Source organism: Metaclostridioides mangenotii (assembly GCF_018917235.1).
GTDB lineage: Bacteria > Bacillota > Clostridia > Peptostreptococcales > Peptostreptococcaceae > Metaclostridioides.
Window position 1 is genome coordinate 179,471 of record NZ_JAHLOF010000006.1, and the last position, 20,611, is coordinate 200,081.

Here is a 20,611-nt window from a genome sequence, read left to right on the forward strand (position 1 = left end):
AGCCTAAACTAAGGAGTCAGAAAAATATGTGATTATTAACTCTACACTATCATCAACTTCAGATATCTTTACTACCCTAGGAACAATAAGCTTATCCTTATCCTTCTTACCTTCTATAGTTATTACTCTGTAATTGATATTTCTATCTTCGAGGTATTTCTTAACCTCATCCAAATGAAGTCCAAGAAGTTTATAATATTTATTCAATATTATACCTCCATTATATCCTTTTCTTTTGCAGTTAATAATGTATCTATATTTTTTATATATTTATCAGTTATTTTTTGTACTTCATCTTGAGCCTTTTTAAGTTCGTCTTCAGTTATTTCTCCATCTTTTTCCATTTTTTTAAGTTTGTCGTTTGAGTCTCTTCTATCATTTCTAACTCTTACTTTGAATTCTTCAGACACTTTTGAAGCTCTCTTTGCAAGCTCTTTTCTTCTATCCTCTGTCAGCATAGGAACAGATATTCTTATTACTTCACCATCATTTGTAGGGTTAAGTCCTAAATCTGCATTTCTAATTGCTTTTTCTATTTCTGGTAAAGCAGTTTTATCCCAAGGACTTATAAGTAAAGTTCTTGGTTCAGGAACTGAAATTGCCCCTATTTGATTGACTGGAGTAGGAGTCCCGTAGTAGTCTACTCTCACTTTATCTAACATTTGAGCATTCGCTCTTCCCGCTCTTATAGTTGTAAACTCAACTTTTAAAGCATCCATAGTATTTTCCATTCTAGACTCTAATTGCTTATGTAGTTCTAGTTTCATAAAAATTCATCCTCCCTATATAAATTATTTTACAATAGTTCCTATATTTTCTCCACTAACTGCTCTTATAATATTCTCTGTTGTAAGTTTAAATACCTTTATAGGTATTTTGTTGTCCATACATAGAGATGTTGCAGTTGAATCCATAACTTTTAACTCTTTTTGTATAACTTCCATATAAGTTAGTTCAGTAAATTTAATTGCATCATCATGTATTTTAGGATCCTTGTCGTAAACTGCATCAACATTTTTTGCAAGTAAAATTACTTCTGCTTCCATCTCTGCTGCACGAAGTGCCGCAGTAGTATCTGTTGTAAAATAAGGATTACCAGTTCCAGCTCCAAATATTACAACTCTTTCTTTTTCTAAGTGTCTTACAGCTCTTCTTCTTATATAAGGCTCTGCAATTTGTCTCATATCTATTGCTGTCTGTACTCTAGTAGCAACATCTATGTTTTCTAAAGCATCCTGTAAAGCCATAGCATTCATAACTGTAGCCATCATTCCGATATAGTCTGCAGTAGTTCTATCCATTCCTTCGCTTGTTCTACCTCTCCAGAAGTTTCCTCCACCTACAACAACTGCTACCTCAACTCCAATTTCTTGGATATTTTTTATAGCAACTGCTATATCATTTACTACATCATTGTTAATTCCAAAACCTTTATCTCCTGCTAGTGCTTCACCACTCAACTTTAAAAGTACTCTTTTATACTCTGGTTTGTCCATCGAAAGCCTCCCATTTTACTACTTACTTTTACTTAAATTATATCACTTTTTAAAAAAGAGAACACGTATGTGTTCTCTTTTTGGTCAATTACTTAAGTTGCTTAGCAACCTCTTCTGCAAAGTTTTCTTCTCTCTTTTCTATACCTTCACCAACTTCGAATCTCACAACTTTAATTACTTTTATGTCAGATCCAACTTCTTTAGCTACATCTGCAACTAATTGTTTAACTGTTGAATCTGGATTTTTAACGAAAGCTTGCTCTAATAAACATACTTCTTTTAATTCTTTTTCTAGTCTACCCTTAACCATTTTTTCAACTATGTTAGCTGGTTTTCCTTCGTTTAATGCTTGTTGAGTTAATATTTCAGTCTCATGAGCTATGTACTCAGCATCAACTTCGTCTCTAGATACATATTTAGGATTCATAGCAGCAACTTGCATTGCAACATCTTTTCCAAGTGCTAATACTTTAGGATCTTTAGAATCAGTAGCTAATTCAACTATTACTCCTATTTTACCACCACCGTGGATGTATCCAGCAACTTGTCCATCTGTAGATACTTTTGCGAATCTTCTTATGTCTAGTTTTTCTCCAATTGTGGCTATTCTATTATTTAAAACTTCTTTTAAAGTTATACCTTCTCTGTGAGTTTCATTTAAAAATGCTTCTATTTCAGTATTAGCTGTAGCTAATGCCATTTCAGCAGTTTCTTTAACGAAAGTTCTGAAATCTTCATTTTTAGCAACGAAGTCAGTTTCTGAGTTTACTTCTACTATAGAAGCTATTGTGTTATCTCCGTTAATCTCTATTGTAACTAGACCCTCAGCAGCTACTCTGTCAGCTTTCTTAGCAGCTTTTGATAATCCTTTTTCTCTTAATATATCTATCGCTTTTTCTATGTTTCCGTCAGCTTCTTGTAAAGCCTTCTTACAGTCCATCATCCCAGCGCCTGTAGTTTCTCTCAACTCTTTAACCATTTGAGCAGTGATATTTGCCATTAATAATTCCCTCCTACTTTTTCTTACTATCATTTTATAATTATCTATTTAGTGTATATTTACATTAGAAATGGTAAGGGTTGCCCTTACCATTTAGTTTTAGTAATTATTCTTGCTCTTGAGCTATTTCTTCTGCAACTTCATCTTCAGCACCTTGTCTACCTTCGATAACAGCTGTAGCCATAGCACCAGTTATTAACTTAACAGCTCTTATTGCATCGTCATTTCCTGGAACTGGATAGTCTAATTGCTCAGGATCACAGTTTGTATCAACTATACCAACAACTGGTATACCTAGTCTATGTGCTTCTTGTATAGCTATGCTTTCTTTTCTTGGGTCTACAACAAATATAGCACCTGGTAATTCTGGCATATCTTTAATTCCGCCTAAGAATTTTTCTAATTTTTCTTTTTCAGCTCTTAATTTTATTACTTCTTTTTTAGGAAGCACGTCAAAAGTTCCGTTTTCTTCCATTTTTTCTAATTCTCTTAATTTGTTGATTCTAGTTTTTATAGTTTTGTGGTTTGTAAGCATACCACCTAACCATCTTTCGTTTACGAAGAACATTCCACATCTTTCAGCTTCTTCTTTTATAGCTTCTTGAGCTTGTTTTTTAGTTCCAACAAATAAGATTGGTTTTCCAGTTTCAGCAACTTCTTTAACGAATTTGTAAGCTTCTTCAACTTTCTTAACTGTTTTTTGTAGGTCTATTATATATATTCCATTTCTCTCTGTGAATATATACTTTGCCATTTTAGGATTCCATCTTCTTGTTTGATGTCCGAAGTGAACTCCTGCTTCTAATAATTGTTTCATTGATATAACACTCATACTTTACCTCCTGGTTTTATACCTCCAGCTTGATCTTCTCCCTAAAAAACCATATAGGCACCTTTTAAGGATCCCAATGCTGTGTGTGATAATTTATTTTTTCACCTCTCGTAGTATATCATAAAGGTGACTAAAATACAATAATATTTACTCTTTTTATATTCAATATTTCTTTGTTCTAAACGTTTACTTTCAATCTGCCATTATTAATTTAATTTTATCAAAAAAGGATATATTATTTACATTGTTTGCGCTAATTACATCTACACTTCCTATTAAATCTCCTGAACTATTTGTATATTTAATAACACCCAATTTATCACCCTTTTTTACAGGATACTCTATATCTTTAACTTCTACACTCGATTTTAATTTTTCATCGTCTTTAATTACAGCAAAAAACTCATCTCTAGTTTTCATAACTACTTCTAAATCATTTATGCCTTTAATATATTTTTTACCTACTATATTGTCTTTATCTATAACTTTTTTTACTTTTACATGATCTTTTCCGTAATTTAACATGGCTGTCGCTGCTGATATTCTTTTATTTTTATGATTTGCACCTAGAGTAACACCGATAACTCTACGTTTTTTATCGTTGTTTTGATCTTTATTTACAATCATCGAAAAAGATAAACAGTAACCAGCATTTCCAGTGTACCCCGTCTTAATGCCATCTACTTCTGGAATCATTTGTAAAAGCGCATTAGTGTTGCTTTTTTCAAAATTTCTTTCCTTATATGTGTACGTTTCCATATCTGTAATAGCAGTTACTTGTTTTTCATATTTATCATACATGTACTTACCTAATATAGCTATGTCTCGTGCGGAAGATTTATTTTCTTTAGCGGGAGTTTTTGGATTTTGTAAATCGTATATTGGAAGACCGTTTACATTTAAAAAATGAGTATTTTTCATTCCTAACTCTTTCGCTTTTTCGTTCATATTATTTACGAACTTTTCTTGTGTCTTGGATATGTGCTTTGCAATTGCTGATGCAGCATCATTTCCTGAAACTATCATTAAACCACGCATTAGCTCAATGAGTGGAATCTTCTCCCCTGCTTTTAATTTATATGTCGATCCCTTTATTGAAGCTGTGGCTTTGTCTATAGTAACAACGTCATTCTCTTTAACTTCTCCATTTTCTATAGCTTCTATAGCCAGTAAAAACGTCATCATTTTAGTCAGACTTGCAAGTGGCAACTTTTCATCTGCATTTTTTTCGTATAGCACTCTCCCTGAGTCTTGATCTATTATAATAGAGGCTTTTGAAAACTTATCTATATCATTTTGATCTGCGTACACTGCATTTGGAGTTATTACTGCCATAATTATTAAGACTGAAAGTATTTTCTTAATGCTGTTTTTCATTATTTCACCTTCTTAAAATTTAATACTAACTGAGGTGTACTATGCTTGTACAATTTAAATACTAACTTGGCCCCTCAATATAATCTTTAGTATTTTATGTTATAACTCACTGCAATATACATTTTTTTATAATCACGTTTTATTGTAGCTTAAAAATTTATCTAAGCATTCTTTTTATAATCAATGAAGTCCATATTGCTCCGCAACTTATTCCAAGTAAAACTTCTAAACTAGCAACAAATTTTCCAATACCTGAAATAACTATTAGATCTCCGTATCCCAAGGTTGTAAAAGTGACCATACTAAAATACCAAAGATCTATATACTTATTTACAATTTCTTTTAAAGAATAGCTATCTAACTTAGTTATGTCTAAACTAATTAGATTATGTTCAAGATTCTCAACCCCTAAAAATAAATAAAAAAATGCGAATAAACTTATTATTATTACTATAACAATAAGTATATTCCATGGTTTTTCACCATATCCAATAGTATGTTTTGCTATTGTGTCAAAAAATTTCTCACCTAAATACTCACTGTACTTTGCATAGTCAGACGATTTCATCAATTTGCTGCTATAATACCTTTCATTATAATAATAATGTCCAATCCTCTCATAATCACCTATTTTAAGAGCTTGATTTCTAGCAATTCTATAATTTAATTTTCCATGCCTATAATCTTCTTTTTCATATTCAATATTGTCGAAAATTATTTTTGAATAATCATTAAAAAGAATTCCGTCCATTCGAGGAAAGTACTTAGCGTTTTTAATGATTAAATCCTGACCTTTAAATCTAACTCCTTTAAATATCTTATTGTCTATATATTTTTTATTAAAAGTAGTTTTGTTTAGTATACAATTACTAATAAAAACAGCTCTTTTAAAATATACTTGATCTTTAAATATAGAATGATTGAACTTAACACTTTTTCTGAATTTAAAATCACTGAAATCAGCCTTTTTATTAAAAATGCACTCACTAAAGTCCAACATATTGTAATCGTAATCAATAACAGTATTAGTATAGAAATCATCTTCAAAAATAAAACCACTAAAATCAGATATTTCTTCATTTATTATTTTTGATATCATAATTCTTTTTTCTTCATTTGACTTTTGGCCTTTATGAAATATACAATAATCACCATCAGTTGCATGGTGACTGCACTTTTTATTTTTATAGATTTTTGATTCCCACGCACACTTCATAATTGCCTCCTCGATATTTCTATATAATTATTATGTCTAAAAATAAAAATTTTAATATAGAATTTTTATTGTCATCCTTATTGTAAATTAACTCCTATTAAAACTATAAAAGACTATATCCTATAGTTAGGACACAGTCTTTTTATAAAAACAACAACAACGACTACAGTTATAGCCTTTTGTCTAAGCAATGGTAGTCGTTGTTGTTATTTTAATCCTATATTTATTTTTATATTATCTCAAAATATCCTCATCTCTTTTGATTTGTTTTCGAATCTGTTTTAAGGCTTTCTTAGATCCTCTTTTTATGTCTTTATCTAACTTTCGAACTTTAAACTCCGTAAATAGACTATCTATATCATATCCAAGAGGATATAAATCTTCTGCTTTAGATTTTAGCTCAAGTCTCTTTATATTTACAGGTATAATATTTTTATCATAAAATACATCAACATTGTTGAAATGGTCTACAGATTTATAAACTATTCCATAGTCACCTTTATCTAAAAGCCAAACTCTATCTCCTCTTTCATAATCTACATAAGTACTTGACATAGAATTATCATCTTTTAAAGAATGACTTTCTTTGAGTATTTTATTATTTTCTATTAATTCAGAGTTATATTCTCGATTTTCTATATATCCTTTAGCTCTTTGTATAATCTTTTCAGAAATTCCCATCTTCCTAGAAATATATAGCGCATTACTATCCTCAGACTTACCTATAGTAAGTTTATACATTGGCTCTAATGTATTTAGGTCAAATAACATCCCTGCATTTTCAAAATCAGGATGTTGTGTAGCAAATTTCTTTATTTCACCATAGTGAGTTGATGCTACTGTTATACAGCCTTTCATATACAGTTCTTCTAAAATAGATATTGCTAGACCTGCTCCTTCATTGGGATCAGTTCCACTTCCAATCTCATCTAATAGTACAAGTGTCGAATTATTTGACTTTCTTACTATGTGCGCGATATTTTTTATATGGGATGAAAAAGTACTTAGTGAATTTGCAATACTTTGATTATCACCTATATCGACAAAAATATTTTCAAAAACACTGATTTCTGTTCCCTCTTCTACTGGTAAATCAAAACCACACTCAGCCATTGCTGTTAGAAGACCAACTGTCTTTAGTGTTACAGTCTTACCACCTGCATTTGGTCCAGTAATTATCAAACTTCTATATTGTTTACCAACTTCAAAATTTAACGGAACTGCTCCATCTGCTAGTAAAGGATGCTTACCATTTATTATTTTTATATAACCACGATTATTTATATTTGGTGTGACTGCTTTTATATTTTGACTGTACTTTGCCTTAGCAAAAACCATATCGTACTCTGAAATCACTTCAATATTCAGATTAATTTTTCTTATATCTTCATATATTAATTCTGTCAGATGAGACAATATTTTGTATTCTTCTACAGACTCTTCTGCAAGTAACATTATCAAATCTGTACTAACCTTAGATATACTTTCTGGTTCTATAAAAACCGTATTTCCCTTTGATGAAGTATCTAACACAGTTCCTTTAACTTCATTTTTATATGAGGACTTTATTGGTACTACATATCGATCATTTCTCTTGGTTATTATAAATTCCTGTATATATTTTTTATTAACACTAGAAGTTATAAATTTATTTAGTCTATCTTTTATCTTTCCTTCAGCAGTATCAATATTTCTTCTAATTTTTTTAAGTTCATTACTTGCATTTGAATCTACTTTGTTACCTTTTATACAGTAATTTATTTCATCTTCAATATTTTTGAATTCAGTTATATTAGATGAATAAGAACTTAATTTAGGAGAGTAAAACTCCTTTTCTTCCATAAATTTTTTAATCTTTCTACAACCTCTTAAAAAATCTTGGACATCTATAAGTTCACTTGCTTCTAAAATCATTCCTTTTTCAACTTTATCTATTACTGGAATAATATTAAAGAGACCTTCTAATGGTATGTGCGTACTATTTTCAACCACTCGTCTAGCCTCTTGATTTTCATTTAATCTTCTAGACACTACTTTTATATCTCCACTTGGAGACAGATTATCAATAAGGTTTCTACCAAGGTAACTGACACAATGCGTTTTTACCTGTTCTTTTACTTCATTTAGTTGTAGCTTTTCTATTGTTGAACTATTCATTTTTTTCTCCTTTATTTATAAGTCTAATAACGGATTGACGACTTAATAAATAAGGGGCATCGATATTTGACTCCTTATTTATTAAGAAGTCTAACTACCGACTCAAAATAGTTAGTAATTTTTTTCATAAAACATTTCTCCTTACTTAATATTTGAACTTACTATATATAATTCTATCATATACAGTCAATCTTAGAAATACACAATTACCATTGTAACTATCATTAGTATAATAAGAATTGCTAGGATTATATTTTTGAAAAGTCTACTTTTTTCTCTTTTTTCCTGTTCTTTTATAACTTCATAAAATTCTTCTCTCAACTCATCTTCTTCAGTAGCTTTTTCGTACATTATCCCACTTAAATCTATTATAACTTCTTGTGAGTTACTATAACTCTTATCCCTGTCTAAAAGTTTACTTAAAACTCTTATTAACTCCTTACTTTCATCTTTGTATTTTGATATCTTCCAATTTATACCTTTATCTATAACCTTAAGAAGTTCTTTTTCTGAAGTAACGTTACCAAATATTTTTTCTCCAAAATAAGCTTCATAAAATATTTCACCTAAGCTAAAAAAATCACTGTCTTTATCTGTATAATCAACACATAGTTGATGAGGACACATATAATCTAAACTCCCTGCACATCTAGTATGAACTCCGTTATTTGCTTTAGTAATACCGAAATTACAAACTTTAACATTATAATTCTCATCTACTATTATACTACTCGGATTTAATGAACCATGATAGGTTTGAACTGAATGAGCGGATTCAAGTGATTTCAGAGCCTGGATAACTATCTTAATCACATAGTCTAATTGAAGATCTTGCTCAGCGATTATAACATCTAATGTAACGCCTTTATAGTACTCACTAATTATATAAACATATAATGAGCCTTCAAATTTTTCTACACCCACATCCAATGTTTTTAGCATATATGGAGAGTTTAGATCTGATAAGACAGTTATTTCGTCTATTAAATTCGTCAAAAACTCGTCACAGATACTTTCGTTTATCTTTATAAGTTTTATAAGAACATCTCTATCGTTCCTAATGTCTTTTCCTCTGTACAATTTATTATCTTCTATAAAATCATTAGAATCTAATAGTTTATACTTTTTATCTATCAAATTCAAAAGCTCCGCCCCCCACAAATTTTTTCTTCTAAATATATATATGATTATAGCAATATATAAAGTTATTTACCATATAGGTATATATAATTAGCTTCTATCTTACTTAAATCACTGTTTTTATAATTTTAATTATAATCTCTGTTCTTATGTTTTAAAAGAATGTAATTAATTATTTCATTTTTTATCCAACTAGAAAACTCATATCGTAAGGAAGAGTAGCACCATAATACGATATGAGTTAATTTTATTTTTTATATTTTTTAATTTTTCTTTAGTTGTTTGTACTTGCTGTCAGAAATATGTTCACTCTTAACAATGTTACCTGAATCATCTTTAAAGTATCTATATGTAGAATACTTTCCAGAACTGTATCTAACATCTATACTTATGTTTTGTTTGTCAGCTGAGTTGCCATAAATTGTAGATGTAACAACACTTCCATTCGCAGTGTTCTTAACAAAAACTGGGTGTTTGTATGGATTTTTAAATCTTAGATTTAAACCTCCATCACTAACTGTAGCATCTCTACCCCTTGGTACATATGAAGAAGCTGCTGAATGGTTAGTAACTTCTGTTATCTGCATTCCTGAAAAAAGTGCTGCATTATATACAGTAGATGATGTTTGACAAACACCTCCTCCTGGTGCTTGCTGAAGTTTACCATACACTATAACAGGAGCATTTTTATATCCATTAGCTCTATTACTTGGTCCTGTCATCGCATTATAAGAGAACTCTTCCCCAGGCATAAGTAGCACGTCACTTGTCTTTCTAGCAGACAATCCAACGTTATATGCTCTTCCATAAGAGCTCGTTCCATAATTAGTAGAATACTGTGCTAAAACTGCATCAACTTTCTTTACTTGATCTAATGTTATCTCTGGTTTTTTTAAGTTTACTTTGATATGTAATGGTGTTGTATCTTTTTTATCTATTTTTTCATAAATAGCTTCTTTATTGGTTGCTACATCAAATTCTCGTCCTGTAACTGCATCTTTATAGTTTATTCCACCGTCTATCACCACTGCAGCATTTTCCATTTTTATATTTATGTCATTAGCTATTTCTGAAACTTTAGTGCTAAGTTTCGCTTCATCAAAATTTGTTTTGATGTTTATATTTCCTTTATTAAACAGTACACCAAAATATTTTTTTACGTTCCTAAAATATGAATCTTTTTTAGTAAGATCGTAAGCATCTTTAACAGCTCCATCTATGTCGTACTTTAAGTCTATATCTTTTGCATGTATTTTATAATTTTTTTTATCGTACTCTAAGCTTAAGTCTCTTGGGTTATACTTATCACTTACTTTATCAAAAGCTTGATCTTGTGTCATATTTGATACCTCAACACCCTGAACAAATACATTCTTAGCTATTTTGCCGTTGTATAGGAAAAATTTATTAAAAGACAAAATTATTACTAATAATAAGACCGCTATACCTAATATCACCATGTTTAATTTCTTATTTTTAAACTTGCTGAGTTTTTCTACTTCTGCCGAACTATCACTCATATTATCACCTCTTTATCATGCAAAAAAACTATTCTATATTTTTAGGACTAATTAGATTATATTTTAATAGAAATTCATAAACAACACCTTTAGCTAAATGTAACTATATTGTTACATTTATTTGTTAATTTCACAAAAAAGTGGAAAATGGTCAGACAGTTTGATTTTATCAACTTTATAGTTAATTATGCTTAGCTGTTTATCTACGAAAACGTAATCAATGCGTGAATTTGATGGCCAGAATGTAGATTGATCTTTGTAATCGGCCAAAATTGCTGTATCAATAAATGGTCCAATATTTATATTTTTCTCATTAAAATCCCCACAAACAATCTTATTTCCAACTAAACACTTTGTATAGTCCATAATTTCGTTTAGTTGAATATTTCTTTCTTCTTTATCTAACCCTAAATGTGTATTTATTATATTCATGTATCCTTTATCCGTTACATAGCTTAGACAAAGTGCTCCTCTTTGCTCTTTTTTACTGGTCAGTAAAAAATGATGACTGCTAAACTCCTTGATTTTTGTAAATATACATATTCCATAAAGCATACCAGGTTTTTTTACATTTGCAGCAAAAATTCCTTTCATATTTATCTGTTTTTTAAGTATTAAAAACTGAGGATATAAGACCTCCTGTAGACAAATCACATCACAGTGTTGCTTTTTTAAGTATTTTCCTATTTTTAAAAGTGTAGGCTTATTTTTTGCATCCATCCCTTTATGGATATTATAAGTAATAACCCTCATACATATCTCCTTTCACACAGATAAATAGTTAAATAAAAAACCTAACTAAAGTATCTGTCTTTATACTAAGTTAGGTTATCCAAATCGTAAATAGTTTTATTTTAATGTTGTAGTTCTTTTTTTATTCTAGTAAATCTTCCCTCACTTACTACAAATAAAAATCCCATTTTTTTATATATTTCATCCAATTCGCTTAATGTAACATCACCATTTTTCAAATTCATAAGTGTTATATCTTTTATTTTTCTAGGTTTAATCATAATATGTATATGCTCTCCTTTTAAAATATTTATAGTTAATTATATTTATTATTCTGCACTTATATTCATATTATTCTCAAATAATCAGTTAAATATAAGAAAAACTCCATTACCAAACATCTGTTCCTTAATTATACACCATACATTTGTTCGATTCAATACTAATTTTTATTTTTTAAAATTAATTTTATATAGACGAATTAATAAAATAGAATTATCATATATATAGTATCAATTTTCTTTAGTCAAAAGTTTTGTCTTTTTTCTTCAGTCAATTGTCTCATTATAAAAACTGATAACCCTATCAGAAAAGTTTTTTCTAATCTGCTGGGAAATTTAGTACATATGTTGATTAAACATGAAATACTAACTTTTCTTTGTTGTAGATTTTTGCATTATCAAAGAAAAGTTTTTTATTTTAAGGAGAGTTTTATGAGAAAAATCGCGGTTATAAGTGCAATATTAGAAGAACCAGAAAAAACACAACATAAATTTAATGAGATAGTATCATCTTTTAAAGGTATTATAAAGGGCCGTATGGGGATTCCTTGTGAATCTGAAGGTGTATCCGTAATTTGTATTGTCGTTGCTTCAGATCTAGATGACATTAACAATTTAACTGGTAAACTCGGAAATATACCTAGTGTTTTAGTAAAAACTAGCATATCAAAAAAAGAACTGTAGGAGGTAGATCAATGTCATTAAACTCAACACCAAAATCAGTGAGAACTCACATCGGTATATTCGGAAAAAGAAATTCTGGTAAATCAAGCTTGATCAACGCACTATCAAATCAAGATATATCCATTGTATCAGATGTGAAAGGAACAACTACTGATCCTGTATTTAGACCAATAGAAATACTTCCTATTGGACCTTGTGTGCTTATAGATACAGCTGGAATCGATGATTGTGGTGAGTTAGGTGAACTTCGAATAAAAAAATCTTTAGATGTTTTAGATAAAACAGATATTGCTCTATTAGTTTCCGATGTGAATTCTGGCATTCTAAAAGAAGATCTGGATTTAATAAAAAAATTCAAAGTTAAAAACATCCCTTACCTAATTGTATTAAATAAGTCAGATACGAAAAAAATATCAACCAGACAACTCGAAGAAATAAAAGAAAAAACTTCTTCTAATGTAGTTTTATCTTCAGCATCTACTAATGTTGGGATAGATAAAATAAAAGAAGAAATCATCAAAATAATTCCAAGAAATAAAAATGAATCACTGCTTGTTTCAGATTTAGTAGAGGAAAATGATATAGTTATACTTGTAACCCCTATCGATAAATCTGCCCCTAAAGGAAGACTTATACTTCCTCAGCAACAAGTCATAAGAGATTGTTTAGACAACAATGCCATACCAATTGTTACAAAAGAAAATACACTAAGAGAAACTCTAAACAGTATATCTAAAAAACCTAAGTTAGTTATAACCGATTCACAGGCATTTTCTGAAGTAGATAAGGAAACTCCAAAGGATATACCGCTTACATCTTTTTCTATTCTATTTGCTAGACAGAAAGGCGATCTTAATGAATTAATAGATGGAGCTAATGCCATAAATAATCTGAAAGATGGAGATACAATACTTATGGCAGAAGGATGTACACATCATGCACAAGACGATGACATAGGTAGAATAAAAATACCAAATATGCTAAAGAAAAAGACTGAAAAAGATCTTAATTTTGAATTTAGCTCAGGAGTATCGTTCACTGAAGATATAAACAAATACAGCTTAGTAGTACACTGTGGAGCATGCATGATGAATAGAAAAGAAATGTTATCAAGAATTGAAAAAGCTAAATCTCACAATGTTCCCATTGTAAATTATGGTATACTTATAGCCTTTGTAAAGGGTATCCTAGAAAGATCAATTGAAATATTTGAAGGAGCTAATACAAATGACGATAAATAAAGTTAAGCTACTGATAGACAAACTGAATAGCGATAACAATTTAGACTATAATCAGCTACTTTATCTTGTAGAAAATATCGATAATCCTGAGTATAATTTAGAAGAAAATCTATTCAACTATATATGTAAAAAAGCTGATGACTTAAGACATAGAAATTATGGACATAGTGTTTATTTAAGAGGTTTAATTGAAATATCAAATATCTGCAAAAATGATTGTTACTACTGTGGTATTAGAGCATCAAATAAAAATGTAGAAAGATATCGACTAGATAAAGAGAGTATATTAGATTGTTGCGATATAGGATATAAGATTGGTTATAGAACCTTTGTACTTCAGGGGGGTGAAGATCCTTATTTTACTGATGAGATGATGGCAGATATTATAAGTAGTATAAAATACAAATATTCTGATTGTGCAATTACACTGTCCATAGGTGAAAAAAGTTTCGATTCGTATAAAAAGTACTACGACTCTGGTGCGGATAGATTTTTACTAAGACATGAAACAGCTACGACAGATCACTATAACAAATTGCACCCAGATGAAATGAAACTTGAAAGTAGAGTGAAGTGCCTAAATGAGTTAAAGAAAATTGGTTTTCAAGTTGGAGCTGGCTTTATGGTTGGATCCCCGCATCAAACTGATAAAGAATTAGTATCTGATTTAATATTTATAAAAAAATTCAATCCTCATATGGTTGGTATAGGTCCATTTATACCTCATATAGATACTAAGTTTAAAGATTGTAATCATGGTGACTTAAGAAAGACTGTACTGATGTTGGCTATTACTAGACTTCTTCTTCCAAAATGCTTATTACCTGCTACAACTGCTTTAGCTTCAATAGATCCTAATGGTAGAAAAGCTGGTCTGCTGGCTGGATGTAATGTAATAATGCCTAATCTTTCGCCTAAAGAGCATAGAAAACAGTACTCTCTTTACAACAACAAGCTTGCAACAGGAAAAGAAGCTTTTGAGTACCACAAAGAATTAGAAGAAAGTCTTGAAAATATAGGTTTGAAAGTAGATTATTCTCGTGGAGATAATATAGAATGGAGGCGTTTATAATGTTTATAAACCATGAATTAATTGAATCATTATTAAAAGAAGCAAAAAACTCAACTGCAGAAGATATTGATACAGTACTAGATAAAGCTCAAAACAGAGAAAAATTGAGTCACAGTGATATAGCAACTTTATTAGAGATAGAAAACAAAGACCAAATAGACAAGCTTTATAAAATAGCCGGGGAAATAAAAAATGAAATCTATGGTAACAGAGTTGTTTTATTTGCACCTCTGTATATCTCAAATTACTGTGTAAATGATTGTGCTTATTGTGGTTTTAGTAGATCTAATAAATTCTGTAGAAAAAAATTAAATATGGATGAGATCAAGGAAGAAGTAAAGATTCTTGAGAAAATGGGGCATAAAAGACTTGCACTAGAAGCTGGAGAAGATCCTATCAATTGTGATATAAATTATATTTTAGATGCTCTTGATGCTATATACTCAACTTATAATGAAAACGGAAATATCAGAAGAGTGAATGTAAATATAGCGGCTACTACAGTTGAAAATTACAGACTATTAAAAGATAAAGGAATTGGCACTTATATTCTATTCCAAGAGACATATCACGAGCCAACATTTAAAAAAATGCATGGAAAATCTATTAAGAATGATTATGAATACCATCTTACAGCTTTTGACAGAGCTATGGAAGCTGGTGTTGATGACGTTGGTGCTGGAGTTTTATTCGGACTAGCCGATCCGAAATTTGAAGTTCTTGGACTTATGATGCATAATGAACATTTAGAAGAAAAATATGGTGTAGGTTTCCATACAATATCTTTCCCTAGGCTAAAAAAAGCTGAAGGTATGAGTTTAAAAGATTTTCCAAATATTGTAGATGATGAAATGTTCAAAAAAATAGTGGCTATTACACGTCTTGCAGTTCCCTACACAGGAATAATCATGTCCACACGTGAAGAAGCATCTATGAGAGATGAACTACTAAAATACGGAGTATCGCAAGTAAGTGTGGGTTCACTTACTGGCGTTGGTGGATACAAAGCTTATGAAGACGGAGATGTCATTGATCAATTTGAAGTAGGAGATCACAGAGATGCCAACGAAATGTTAAAAAATCTAATTTCTAGTGGATATATCCCTAGCTATTGTACTGCTTGTTACAGAAAAGGTAGAACTGGTGATAGATTTATGAGTTTAGCGAAGACTGGTCAAATACATAATGTCTGTACCCCAAATGCCTTAACTACACTAATGGAATTTCTTATAGATTACGGTGATGAAGAACTAAAAGAAATCGGAGAAAAATTTATTAATGAACAGATACAAAACATTGAAAGAGATGATATAAAAAACATTGTAACAAATAATTTGGTTGCTCTCAAAGAGGGTAAAAGAGATTTATACTTATAAACAATTTATTATTTAATTATATAAAAATGCGTCTTAGATCCATTTAAATAGATTTAAGACGCATTTGAAATTTTTACCATCCTTGTGTTACTTCATATACTTCATCACCGATTCTACCGTTTAAATAATCATCTATAGCTGAATCTATAATTTTCATAGCTATATCAATCTGTTCTTTTGTTATTACAAGAGGTGGTTGAACCCTAAGCGTTGATTGACCTAAGAAAATCATTACAAGACCAGTTTGAATACATCTATAGCATATTTTAGTTGTGGCATCAGGATTCTTTTCTTTAGATCCCTTACCCTTAACTACGTCTACACCTATTGAAAGTCCTATTCCTCTTATTTCGCCAATTATATCATATTTTTCTCTTAGTCTCTCAAATCCATCCTTTATATAATCGCCCATTTCTATACTATTTTTAAGTGCATTTTCTCTCTCAAGTATTTCAATGGCCTTTAAAGCTGCAACACACACAGTGGTATTTCCCGATAATGTAAATACATGTGCTGGAGCATCTAGACTATCCAATATATCAGATTTACCCACTACAGCTCCAAGTGGTAGCCCACCTCCTACAGATTTACCGAGTACTAATAAATCTGCTTCTATGTCAAAGTTTTCAATACCAAACCATTTACCTGTTCTACCCATTCCCTGTTGTATCTCGTCACTCACAAGTACAATACCATTACAATCACAGATATCTCTTATAGCTTTAACCCATTTTTGTGGTGGCACAATTATACCTGCATCTCCAGCTATGGGCTCTATAAATATTGCTGCCACTTCTTCTGATGGAAGATAATGGTCAAATGCAAACTCAATTTCCTTAACACACTCTAAAGAACAATTCTCTTCTTCTTTTGAATAGGGACATTTTCCACATGTAGGGTAGTTAAAATGATATATATCTGATAATAGCGGTCCCATTTTTCTTCTCATATTAGTACTTAAGGCTGAAATAGACATCGCTCCAAAAGTACTTCCATGATATGACTCAAAGAATGAGATAATTTTTGTTCTTCTTGTATATCCTCTTGCAAGTTTTATAGCAGCATCTATACATGCAGAACCTGTTGCACTGTACAATACCTTTTTATTATTGTCACCAGGAGATATCTCAACTAATTTTTCTGCAAGTTTAATAGGAGGTTCACTGTTAAAATATGCTAAGGTGTACTGAGTTAAATCATCCATCTGTTCTTTTACTGCTTCTGCTAACTCTTTATTACCATGACCTATATTTGCTGATCCTGCACTTGCTAAAAAATCTACATATTCGTTTCCCTCATGATCATATAACATTGCCCCTTTACCCGATTTAAATGCAACAGGGTAGTAAGGTATTTTTTGTGTTTTTGCTATATACTTTTTTTCTTTCTCAACAATAGTATTACTAGTTGCTATGCTCAAGTCTATTCCCCCCCTATTAATTTTATTCAAAAAATTACCACTCCATAAATATAACATTTTATTAAGTTAATTTTGTTAAATTTTTTTTAAATACCTCAAATTTTTATTATTCTAATGTTATTATTTATTATATAGATTGTCAATAATGTTTTTAAATTTTCTAAATATTCGATAAAATTCCCATAAAAATATATTAATATTATCATAGTACATTTCAATGGTATCGTTTTCATAGCAAATTTATAAGACTTTATAAATTTACTCTTATCTTATTGTATATTTTCTTTCTTCGTAGTAATATTATTAAAAAGGAGTATTCTGGGGAGGTAAAATTATATTGAAAAATAATAATACCAATAATACGATTGCTTTCAGAAAAAAAGAAGATGATTTAACAAATAATATCATTTCTGATAAAAAACTTATATCAAGTGATTCTCCTAAAGTTATCCCTTTTCCTAAAAACGGAAAAAGAGATGGTATAAAAAAGAAGAATAATGCTAAAAAGTGCAAGATAAATTATAAGGACAGCTATGTAAACTTTTTTTCAATAAATGAATATAAAAATAATTATAAAAAAAATAGATTTAAAAAATCTAACACCAATATCTATGTGAAAATATTTTATATGGTAATACTAGTTCTGTTAGTATCCCTATTTATTTTAAAAGTTTCTCAAAACACAAATTCATTTTCTGATATCCCAGATTTCACAAGTGCTTTAAACAAAATAACTTTAAATAAATTTATATCTAATTCATTAGATATCTCAGTCTGATTTAATAATTTTTTAAACATTATATAGTTATTTAGGCTATCGACTTCTAAAGGTCGATAGCCTAATTTTTTTATTTATGAGATAAATTCCAAATAAAAATCACTTGATATTAAGAATATCTCATTATTTAATTTAACTTTAATTATTCTTATTCAAATTTATTTAATCTATTTTTTATACTTTTATCTATTTTTTTCTTTTTTTGTATAGCTAACTGTCTATAATAATTCAGCTGATCTCTTCTTCTATTGCTTTGCATATTTGGAAATGCTCTCATTAATCTTCTTTGTAAAACAGATTGATTTCTAACGTCTTCTATTTTTCTATATATTTCTCTAAATTTAATCTGAATATGACCTTCTCTATTTCTTATTTCAGCTATTGCCTTTTTGATTTCTTCTTCATCAAATTTCTCTAATTTAATATTAATCTTACTTAAATCTTCAATAATTTCATCTAACCATTGTAACTTTATGCTTAACTTGTTCATAGTCCTTAAAGTAATTAACATATCTAGAGAAGTCGTAAGTATTGCAATTACTGATATAATAATCGTCGCTTTTGGTGAAAAATCATCTACTATATCTATTATAAATGGATGTATTATTTTCATTAAAACAACTGACATTATTCCAAAGTAAATAGCATTTTTTAAACATACTCTACCTTTAATGTTGAACTTTCTTTTGGAATAATCCCACCACATTGTATGAAACAAAGTTTCTAGTATATATCCAGATATATACTCTAGTATTGATGTAATAAGCATTCCAAATAAAAACAGAAAGAATATATTATCCTTAAATCCTTCTATTAGAAATATTACAAGCATAGCTCCAAATCCATATATAGGACATATTGGACCATTTAAAAATCCCCTGTTTATAACTTTCTTGATACCAACCGAACAATATATACTTTCGCACAACCATCCTAAAAAAGAGTATAGGAAAAAGTATAAAATATACCTACTCATTAATTCCATATTAATCTCTCCTAAATTATATATAAACTATTTATTATTTGAACTATAGCTTTTATATTTTTATTTTATATTTAGTAAGAGCCTTTATCTAACCTAAACCAATTTCTCTATCTTCATATAGGCGTAATCAAGAGCAGACTCTACATTACCATTATTTTTGCCACCGCCTTGTGCAAATGTTTGGCTGCCTCCACCATTTCCATCTATAAGTTTAATAGTATCTTTGAGTAAGTTTCCCATATGAATCTTATCCTTAATATCATCAGAACACGAGAATATCAAATTCACTTTATCTTTGAGTTCAACTGCAAAAATTGCTACACTGTTATTATTTTCAGCTACCATATTTGCAATTTTGCTTATGTACTTTATATCTTCACCTTCATACAATTTTGTGACTACAGAAATACAACCAACTTTTTTTGAAGAATTAATCATATCTCTTATTTCGAAATCAGCCACTTTATCTTCAAGTTTCTTATTTTTTGATACCACATCATCCAATTTTTTATTTAGATTAGATATTCCATTTAAAGCATCTTCTTCACTACAGCTTAAATAATTACATATTTTAGTAAGATATAAGTCTCTATTTAACAAATAGTCGACTGCCCTTTTACCTGCAATAAATTCAATTCTTGTTGACTTCTTATGCTTTTCAAATTTTTTAATTTTGATAACTCTAAGGTCTGCTGTACTACTTGGATGTACTCCGCAACACGCATTTATATCTAAACTTTCGATCTCAACTACTCGTATATCATCATCGGTTTTTGGCAGATCTCTTCTTAACCACATTTTTTTGAGTTCTTTTCTAGATGGAGTTAAATAATTTACTTTTAGATTTTCTCTTATCTTTTCATTTGCGAATACTTCGACTCTTCTAATATCTTCTTCATTTATATAACCCTCTATATCTACTGTACTTATGTCACTACCAAGATGAAAGCTAACAGTATTTAAATTTAAAAGCTTATAAAAAGATCCCGACAATACATGCTGTCCAAAATGTTGATGCATGCCATCTTCTCTTCTATCCCAGTCTATACTACATTTGACTTTATGTAATTTTATAGGTCTTTTTTCCACTACATGAAATATTTTTCCGCCAACTTCATATACCTCTATTACTTTATGATCTTCGATTGTCCCTGTATCTCTAAACTGGCCTCCTCCACCTGGAAAAAATGCTGTTTTGTCCAAAAGTACATGGTATTTTTCATCCATTTCTTTTATTTCTAAAATTTCAGCAGTAAAGTTTCTTAAATATTGATCCTCATAATACAATTTTTGTGTAACCAAAA

20 protein-coding genes are annotated in these 20,611 nt (G+C 29.7%); 5 read left to right on the forward strand and 15 right to left on the reverse strand.

Going from position 1 to position 20,611, the window contains the following annotated elements; genetic code table 11:
• Nucleotides 1-3 precede the first annotated feature (3 nt).
• The 12 genes from KQI18_RS10455 to KQI18_RS10510 all read right to left on the reverse strand — a co-directional run bounded on the left by KQI18_RS10455 (nucleotide 4) and on the right by KQI18_RS10510 (nucleotide 11,751).
• Nucleotides 4-207: a hypothetical protein gene (locus KQI18_RS10455; RefSeq protein WP_216467797.1), complete on the reverse strand. Its 204-nt coding sequence runs from the start codon at nucleotides 205-207 to the stop codon at nucleotides 4-6.
• A gap of 2 nt (nucleotides 208-209) precedes the next feature.
• Complete coding sequence (frr, locus tag KQI18_RS10460) at nucleotides 210-767, reverse strand: ribosome recycling factor (RefSeq protein ID WP_216467798.1); 558 nt, start codon at nucleotides 765-767, stop codon at nucleotides 210-212.
• A gap of 24 nt (nucleotides 768-791) precedes the next feature.
• Nucleotides 792-1,496, reverse strand: a complete 705-nt coding sequence (pyrH, locus tag KQI18_RS10465) for a UMP kinase (protein ID WP_216467799.1) — start codon at nucleotides 1,494-1,496, stop codon at nucleotides 792-794.
• 88 nt (nucleotides 1,497-1,584) lie between these two features.
• On the reverse strand, nucleotides 1,585-2,496 hold the full coding sequence (tsf, locus tag KQI18_RS10470; RefSeq protein ID WP_216467800.1) for a translation elongation factor Ts: 912 nt from the start codon (nucleotides 2,494-2,496) through the stop codon (nucleotides 1,585-1,587).
• Between the two features lie 106 nt (nucleotides 2,497-2,602).
• On the reverse strand, nucleotides 2,603-3,328 hold the full coding sequence (gene rpsB / locus KQI18_RS10475; RefSeq protein WP_216467801.1) for a 30S ribosomal protein S2: 726 nt from the start codon (nucleotides 3,326-3,328) through the stop codon (nucleotides 2,603-2,605).
• A 192-nt stretch (nucleotides 3,329-3,520) separates the two neighbouring features.
• Nucleotides 3,521-4,705 carry a D-alanyl-D-alanine carboxypeptidase family protein gene (locus tag KQI18_RS10480; protein ID WP_216467802.1) on the reverse strand — a complete coding sequence of 395 codons (1,185 nt, stop codon included), beginning with the start codon at nucleotides 4,703-4,705 and terminating at the stop codon, nucleotides 3,521-3,523.
• A gap of 157 nt (nucleotides 4,706-4,862) precedes the next feature.
• Nucleotides 4,863-5,921, reverse strand: a complete 1,059-nt coding sequence (locus tag KQI18_RS10485; protein ID WP_216467803.1) for a potassium channel family protein — start codon at nucleotides 5,919-5,921, stop codon at nucleotides 4,863-4,865.
• A gap of 234 nt (nucleotides 5,922-6,155) precedes the next feature.
• Complete coding sequence (locus KQI18_RS10490) at nucleotides 6,156-8,078, reverse strand: endonuclease MutS2 (protein ID WP_216467804.1); 1,923 nt, start codon at nucleotides 8,076-8,078, stop codon at nucleotides 6,156-6,158.
• Nucleotides 8,079-8,270: 192 nt separating this feature from the next.
• Nucleotides 8,271-9,221: a protein kinase domain-containing protein gene (locus KQI18_RS10495; RefSeq protein WP_216467806.1), complete on the reverse strand. Its 951-nt coding sequence runs from the start codon at nucleotides 9,219-9,221 to the stop codon at nucleotides 8,271-8,273.
• Between the two features lie 260 nt (nucleotides 9,222-9,481).
• Nucleotides 9,482-10,738 carry a VanW family protein gene (locus KQI18_RS10500; protein ID WP_216467809.1) on the reverse strand — a complete coding sequence of 419 codons (1,257 nt, stop codon included), beginning with the start codon at nucleotides 10,736-10,738 and terminating at the stop codon, nucleotides 9,482-9,484.
• Nucleotides 10,739-10,855: 117 nt separating this feature from the next.
• On the reverse strand, nucleotides 10,856-11,491 hold the full coding sequence (locus KQI18_RS10505) for an endonuclease/exonuclease/phosphatase family protein (RefSeq protein ID WP_216467811.1): 636 nt from the start codon (nucleotides 11,489-11,491) through the stop codon (nucleotides 10,856-10,858).
• Nucleotides 11,492-11,592: 101 nt separating this feature from the next.
• Nucleotides 11,593-11,751, reverse strand: coding sequence for a hypothetical protein (locus KQI18_RS10510; protein ID WP_216467813.1), 159 nt, complete (start codon nucleotides 11,749-11,751; stop codon nucleotides 11,593-11,595).
• 432 nt (nucleotides 11,752-12,183) lie between these two features.
• Here KQI18_RS10510 and KQI18_RS10515 point away from each other — a divergent pair, with 432 nt between their 5' ends.
• From KQI18_RS10515 to hydG, 4 genes are read left to right on the forward strand one after another with little or no spacing between them, the layout of a single operon-like run.
• Complete coding sequence (locus KQI18_RS10515) at nucleotides 12,184-12,435, forward strand: TM1266 family iron-only hydrogenase system putative regulator (protein WP_216467814.1); 252 nt, start codon at nucleotides 12,184-12,186, stop codon at nucleotides 12,433-12,435.
• Nucleotides 12,436-12,446: 11 nt separating this feature from the next.
• Nucleotides 12,447-13,676, forward strand: coding sequence for a [FeFe] hydrogenase H-cluster maturation GTPase HydF (gene hydF / locus KQI18_RS10520; RefSeq protein ID WP_216467816.1), 1,230 nt, complete (start codon nucleotides 12,447-12,449; stop codon nucleotides 13,674-13,676).
• A complete protein-coding gene (gene hydE, locus KQI18_RS10525) occupies nucleotides 13,663-14,748 on the forward strand; it encodes a [FeFe] hydrogenase H-cluster radical SAM maturase HydE (RefSeq protein WP_216467818.1) in 1,086 nt (361 codons plus the stop codon). The genes hydF and hydE overlap by 14 nt, the downstream gene beginning before the upstream one ends.
• On the forward strand, nucleotides 14,748-16,124 hold the full coding sequence (hydG, locus tag KQI18_RS10530) for a [FeFe] hydrogenase H-cluster radical SAM maturase HydG (protein WP_216467819.1): 1,377 nt from the start codon (nucleotides 14,748-14,750) through the stop codon (nucleotides 16,122-16,124). The genes hydE and hydG overlap by 1 nt, the downstream gene beginning before the upstream one ends.
• 73 nt (nucleotides 16,125-16,197) lie before the next feature.
• Here hydG and KQI18_RS10535 read toward each other — a convergent pair whose 3' ends face one another.
• Nucleotides 16,198-17,544 (reverse strand): aminotransferase class III-fold pyridoxal phosphate-dependent enzyme, encoded by a 1,347-nt coding sequence (locus KQI18_RS10535; protein WP_236887735.1) that lies wholly within the window; start codon nucleotides 17,542-17,544, stop codon nucleotides 16,198-16,200.
• A gap of 337 nt (nucleotides 17,545-17,881) precedes the next feature.
• On the opposite strand from KQI18_RS10535, the gene KQI18_RS10540 reads away from it, so the two are divergent.
• Nucleotides 17,882-18,322 (forward strand): hypothetical protein, encoded by a 441-nt coding sequence (locus KQI18_RS10540; protein ID WP_216467821.1) that lies wholly within the window; start codon nucleotides 17,882-17,884, stop codon nucleotides 18,320-18,322.
• A 148-nt stretch (nucleotides 18,323-18,470) separates the two neighbouring features.
• Here the strand turns inward: KQI18_RS10540 and KQI18_RS10545 are convergent, their stop codons facing one another.
• Nucleotides 18,471-19,307, reverse strand: a complete 837-nt coding sequence (locus KQI18_RS10545) for a putative ABC transporter permease (RefSeq protein WP_216467822.1) — start codon at nucleotides 19,305-19,307, stop codon at nucleotides 18,471-18,473.
• A 93-nt stretch (nucleotides 19,308-19,400) separates the two neighbouring features.
• The gene (locus tag KQI18_RS10550; protein WP_236887736.1) at nucleotides 19,401-20,609 is read right to left on the reverse strand and encodes a DHHA1 domain-containing protein; all 1,209 of its coding nucleotides are present in this window, start codon (nucleotides 20,607-20,609) and stop codon (nucleotides 19,401-19,403) included.
• Nucleotides 20,610-20,611: the final 2 nt, after the last annotated feature.

Coding starts and splice junctions, on each gene's coding strand:
- KQI18_RS10490 (WP_216467804.1), bottom strand. CDS start 8,078: ATGAATAGTTCAACAATAGAAAAGCTACAACTAAATGAAGTAAAAGAA.
- KQI18_RS10505 (WP_216467811.1), bottom strand. CDS start 11,491: ATGAGGGTTATTACTTATAATATCCATAAAGGGATGGATGCAAAAAAT.
- KQI18_RS10510 (WP_216467813.1), bottom strand. CDS start 11,751: ATGATTAAACCTAGAAAAATAAAAGATATAACACTTATGAATTTGAAA.
- frr (WP_216467798.1), bottom strand. CDS start 767: ATGAAACTAGAACTACATAAGCAATTAGAGTCTAGAATGGAAAATACT.
- KQI18_RS10485 (WP_216467803.1), bottom strand. CDS start 5,921: ATGAAGTGTGCGTGGGAATCAAAAATCTATAAAAATAAAAAGTGCAGT.
- KQI18_RS10545 (WP_216467822.1), bottom strand. CDS start 19,307: ATGGAATTAATGAGTAGGTATATTTTATACTTTTTCCTATACTCTTTT.
- hydF (WP_216467816.1), top strand. CDS start 12,447: ATGTCATTAAACTCAACACCAAAATCAGTGAGAACTCACATCGGTATA.
- hydE (WP_216467818.1), top strand. CDS start 13,663: ATGACGATAAATAAAGTTAAGCTACTGATAGACAAACTGAATAGCGAT.
- KQI18_RS10500 (WP_216467809.1), bottom strand. CDS start 10,738: ATGAGTGATAGTTCGGCAGAAGTAGAAAAACTCAGCAAGTTTAAAAAT.
- tsf (WP_216467800.1), bottom strand. CDS start 2,496: ATGGCAAATATCACTGCTCAAATGGTTAAAGAGTTGAGAGAAACTACA.
- rpsB (WP_216467801.1), bottom strand. CDS start 3,328: ATGAGTGTTATATCAATGAAACAATTATTAGAAGCAGGAGTTCACTTC.
- KQI18_RS10515 (WP_216467814.1), top strand. CDS start 12,184: ATGAGAAAAATCGCGGTTATAAGTGCAATATTAGAAGAACCAGAAAAA.
- KQI18_RS10480 (WP_216467802.1), bottom strand. CDS start 4,705: ATGAAAAACAGCATTAAGAAAATACTTTCAGTCTTAATAATTATGGCA.
- hydG (WP_216467819.1), top strand. CDS start 14,748: ATGTTTATAAACCATGAATTAATTGAATCATTATTAAAAGAAGCAAAA.
- pyrH (WP_216467799.1), bottom strand. CDS start 1,496: ATGGACAAACCAGAGTATAAAAGAGTACTTTTAAAGTTGAGTGGTGAA.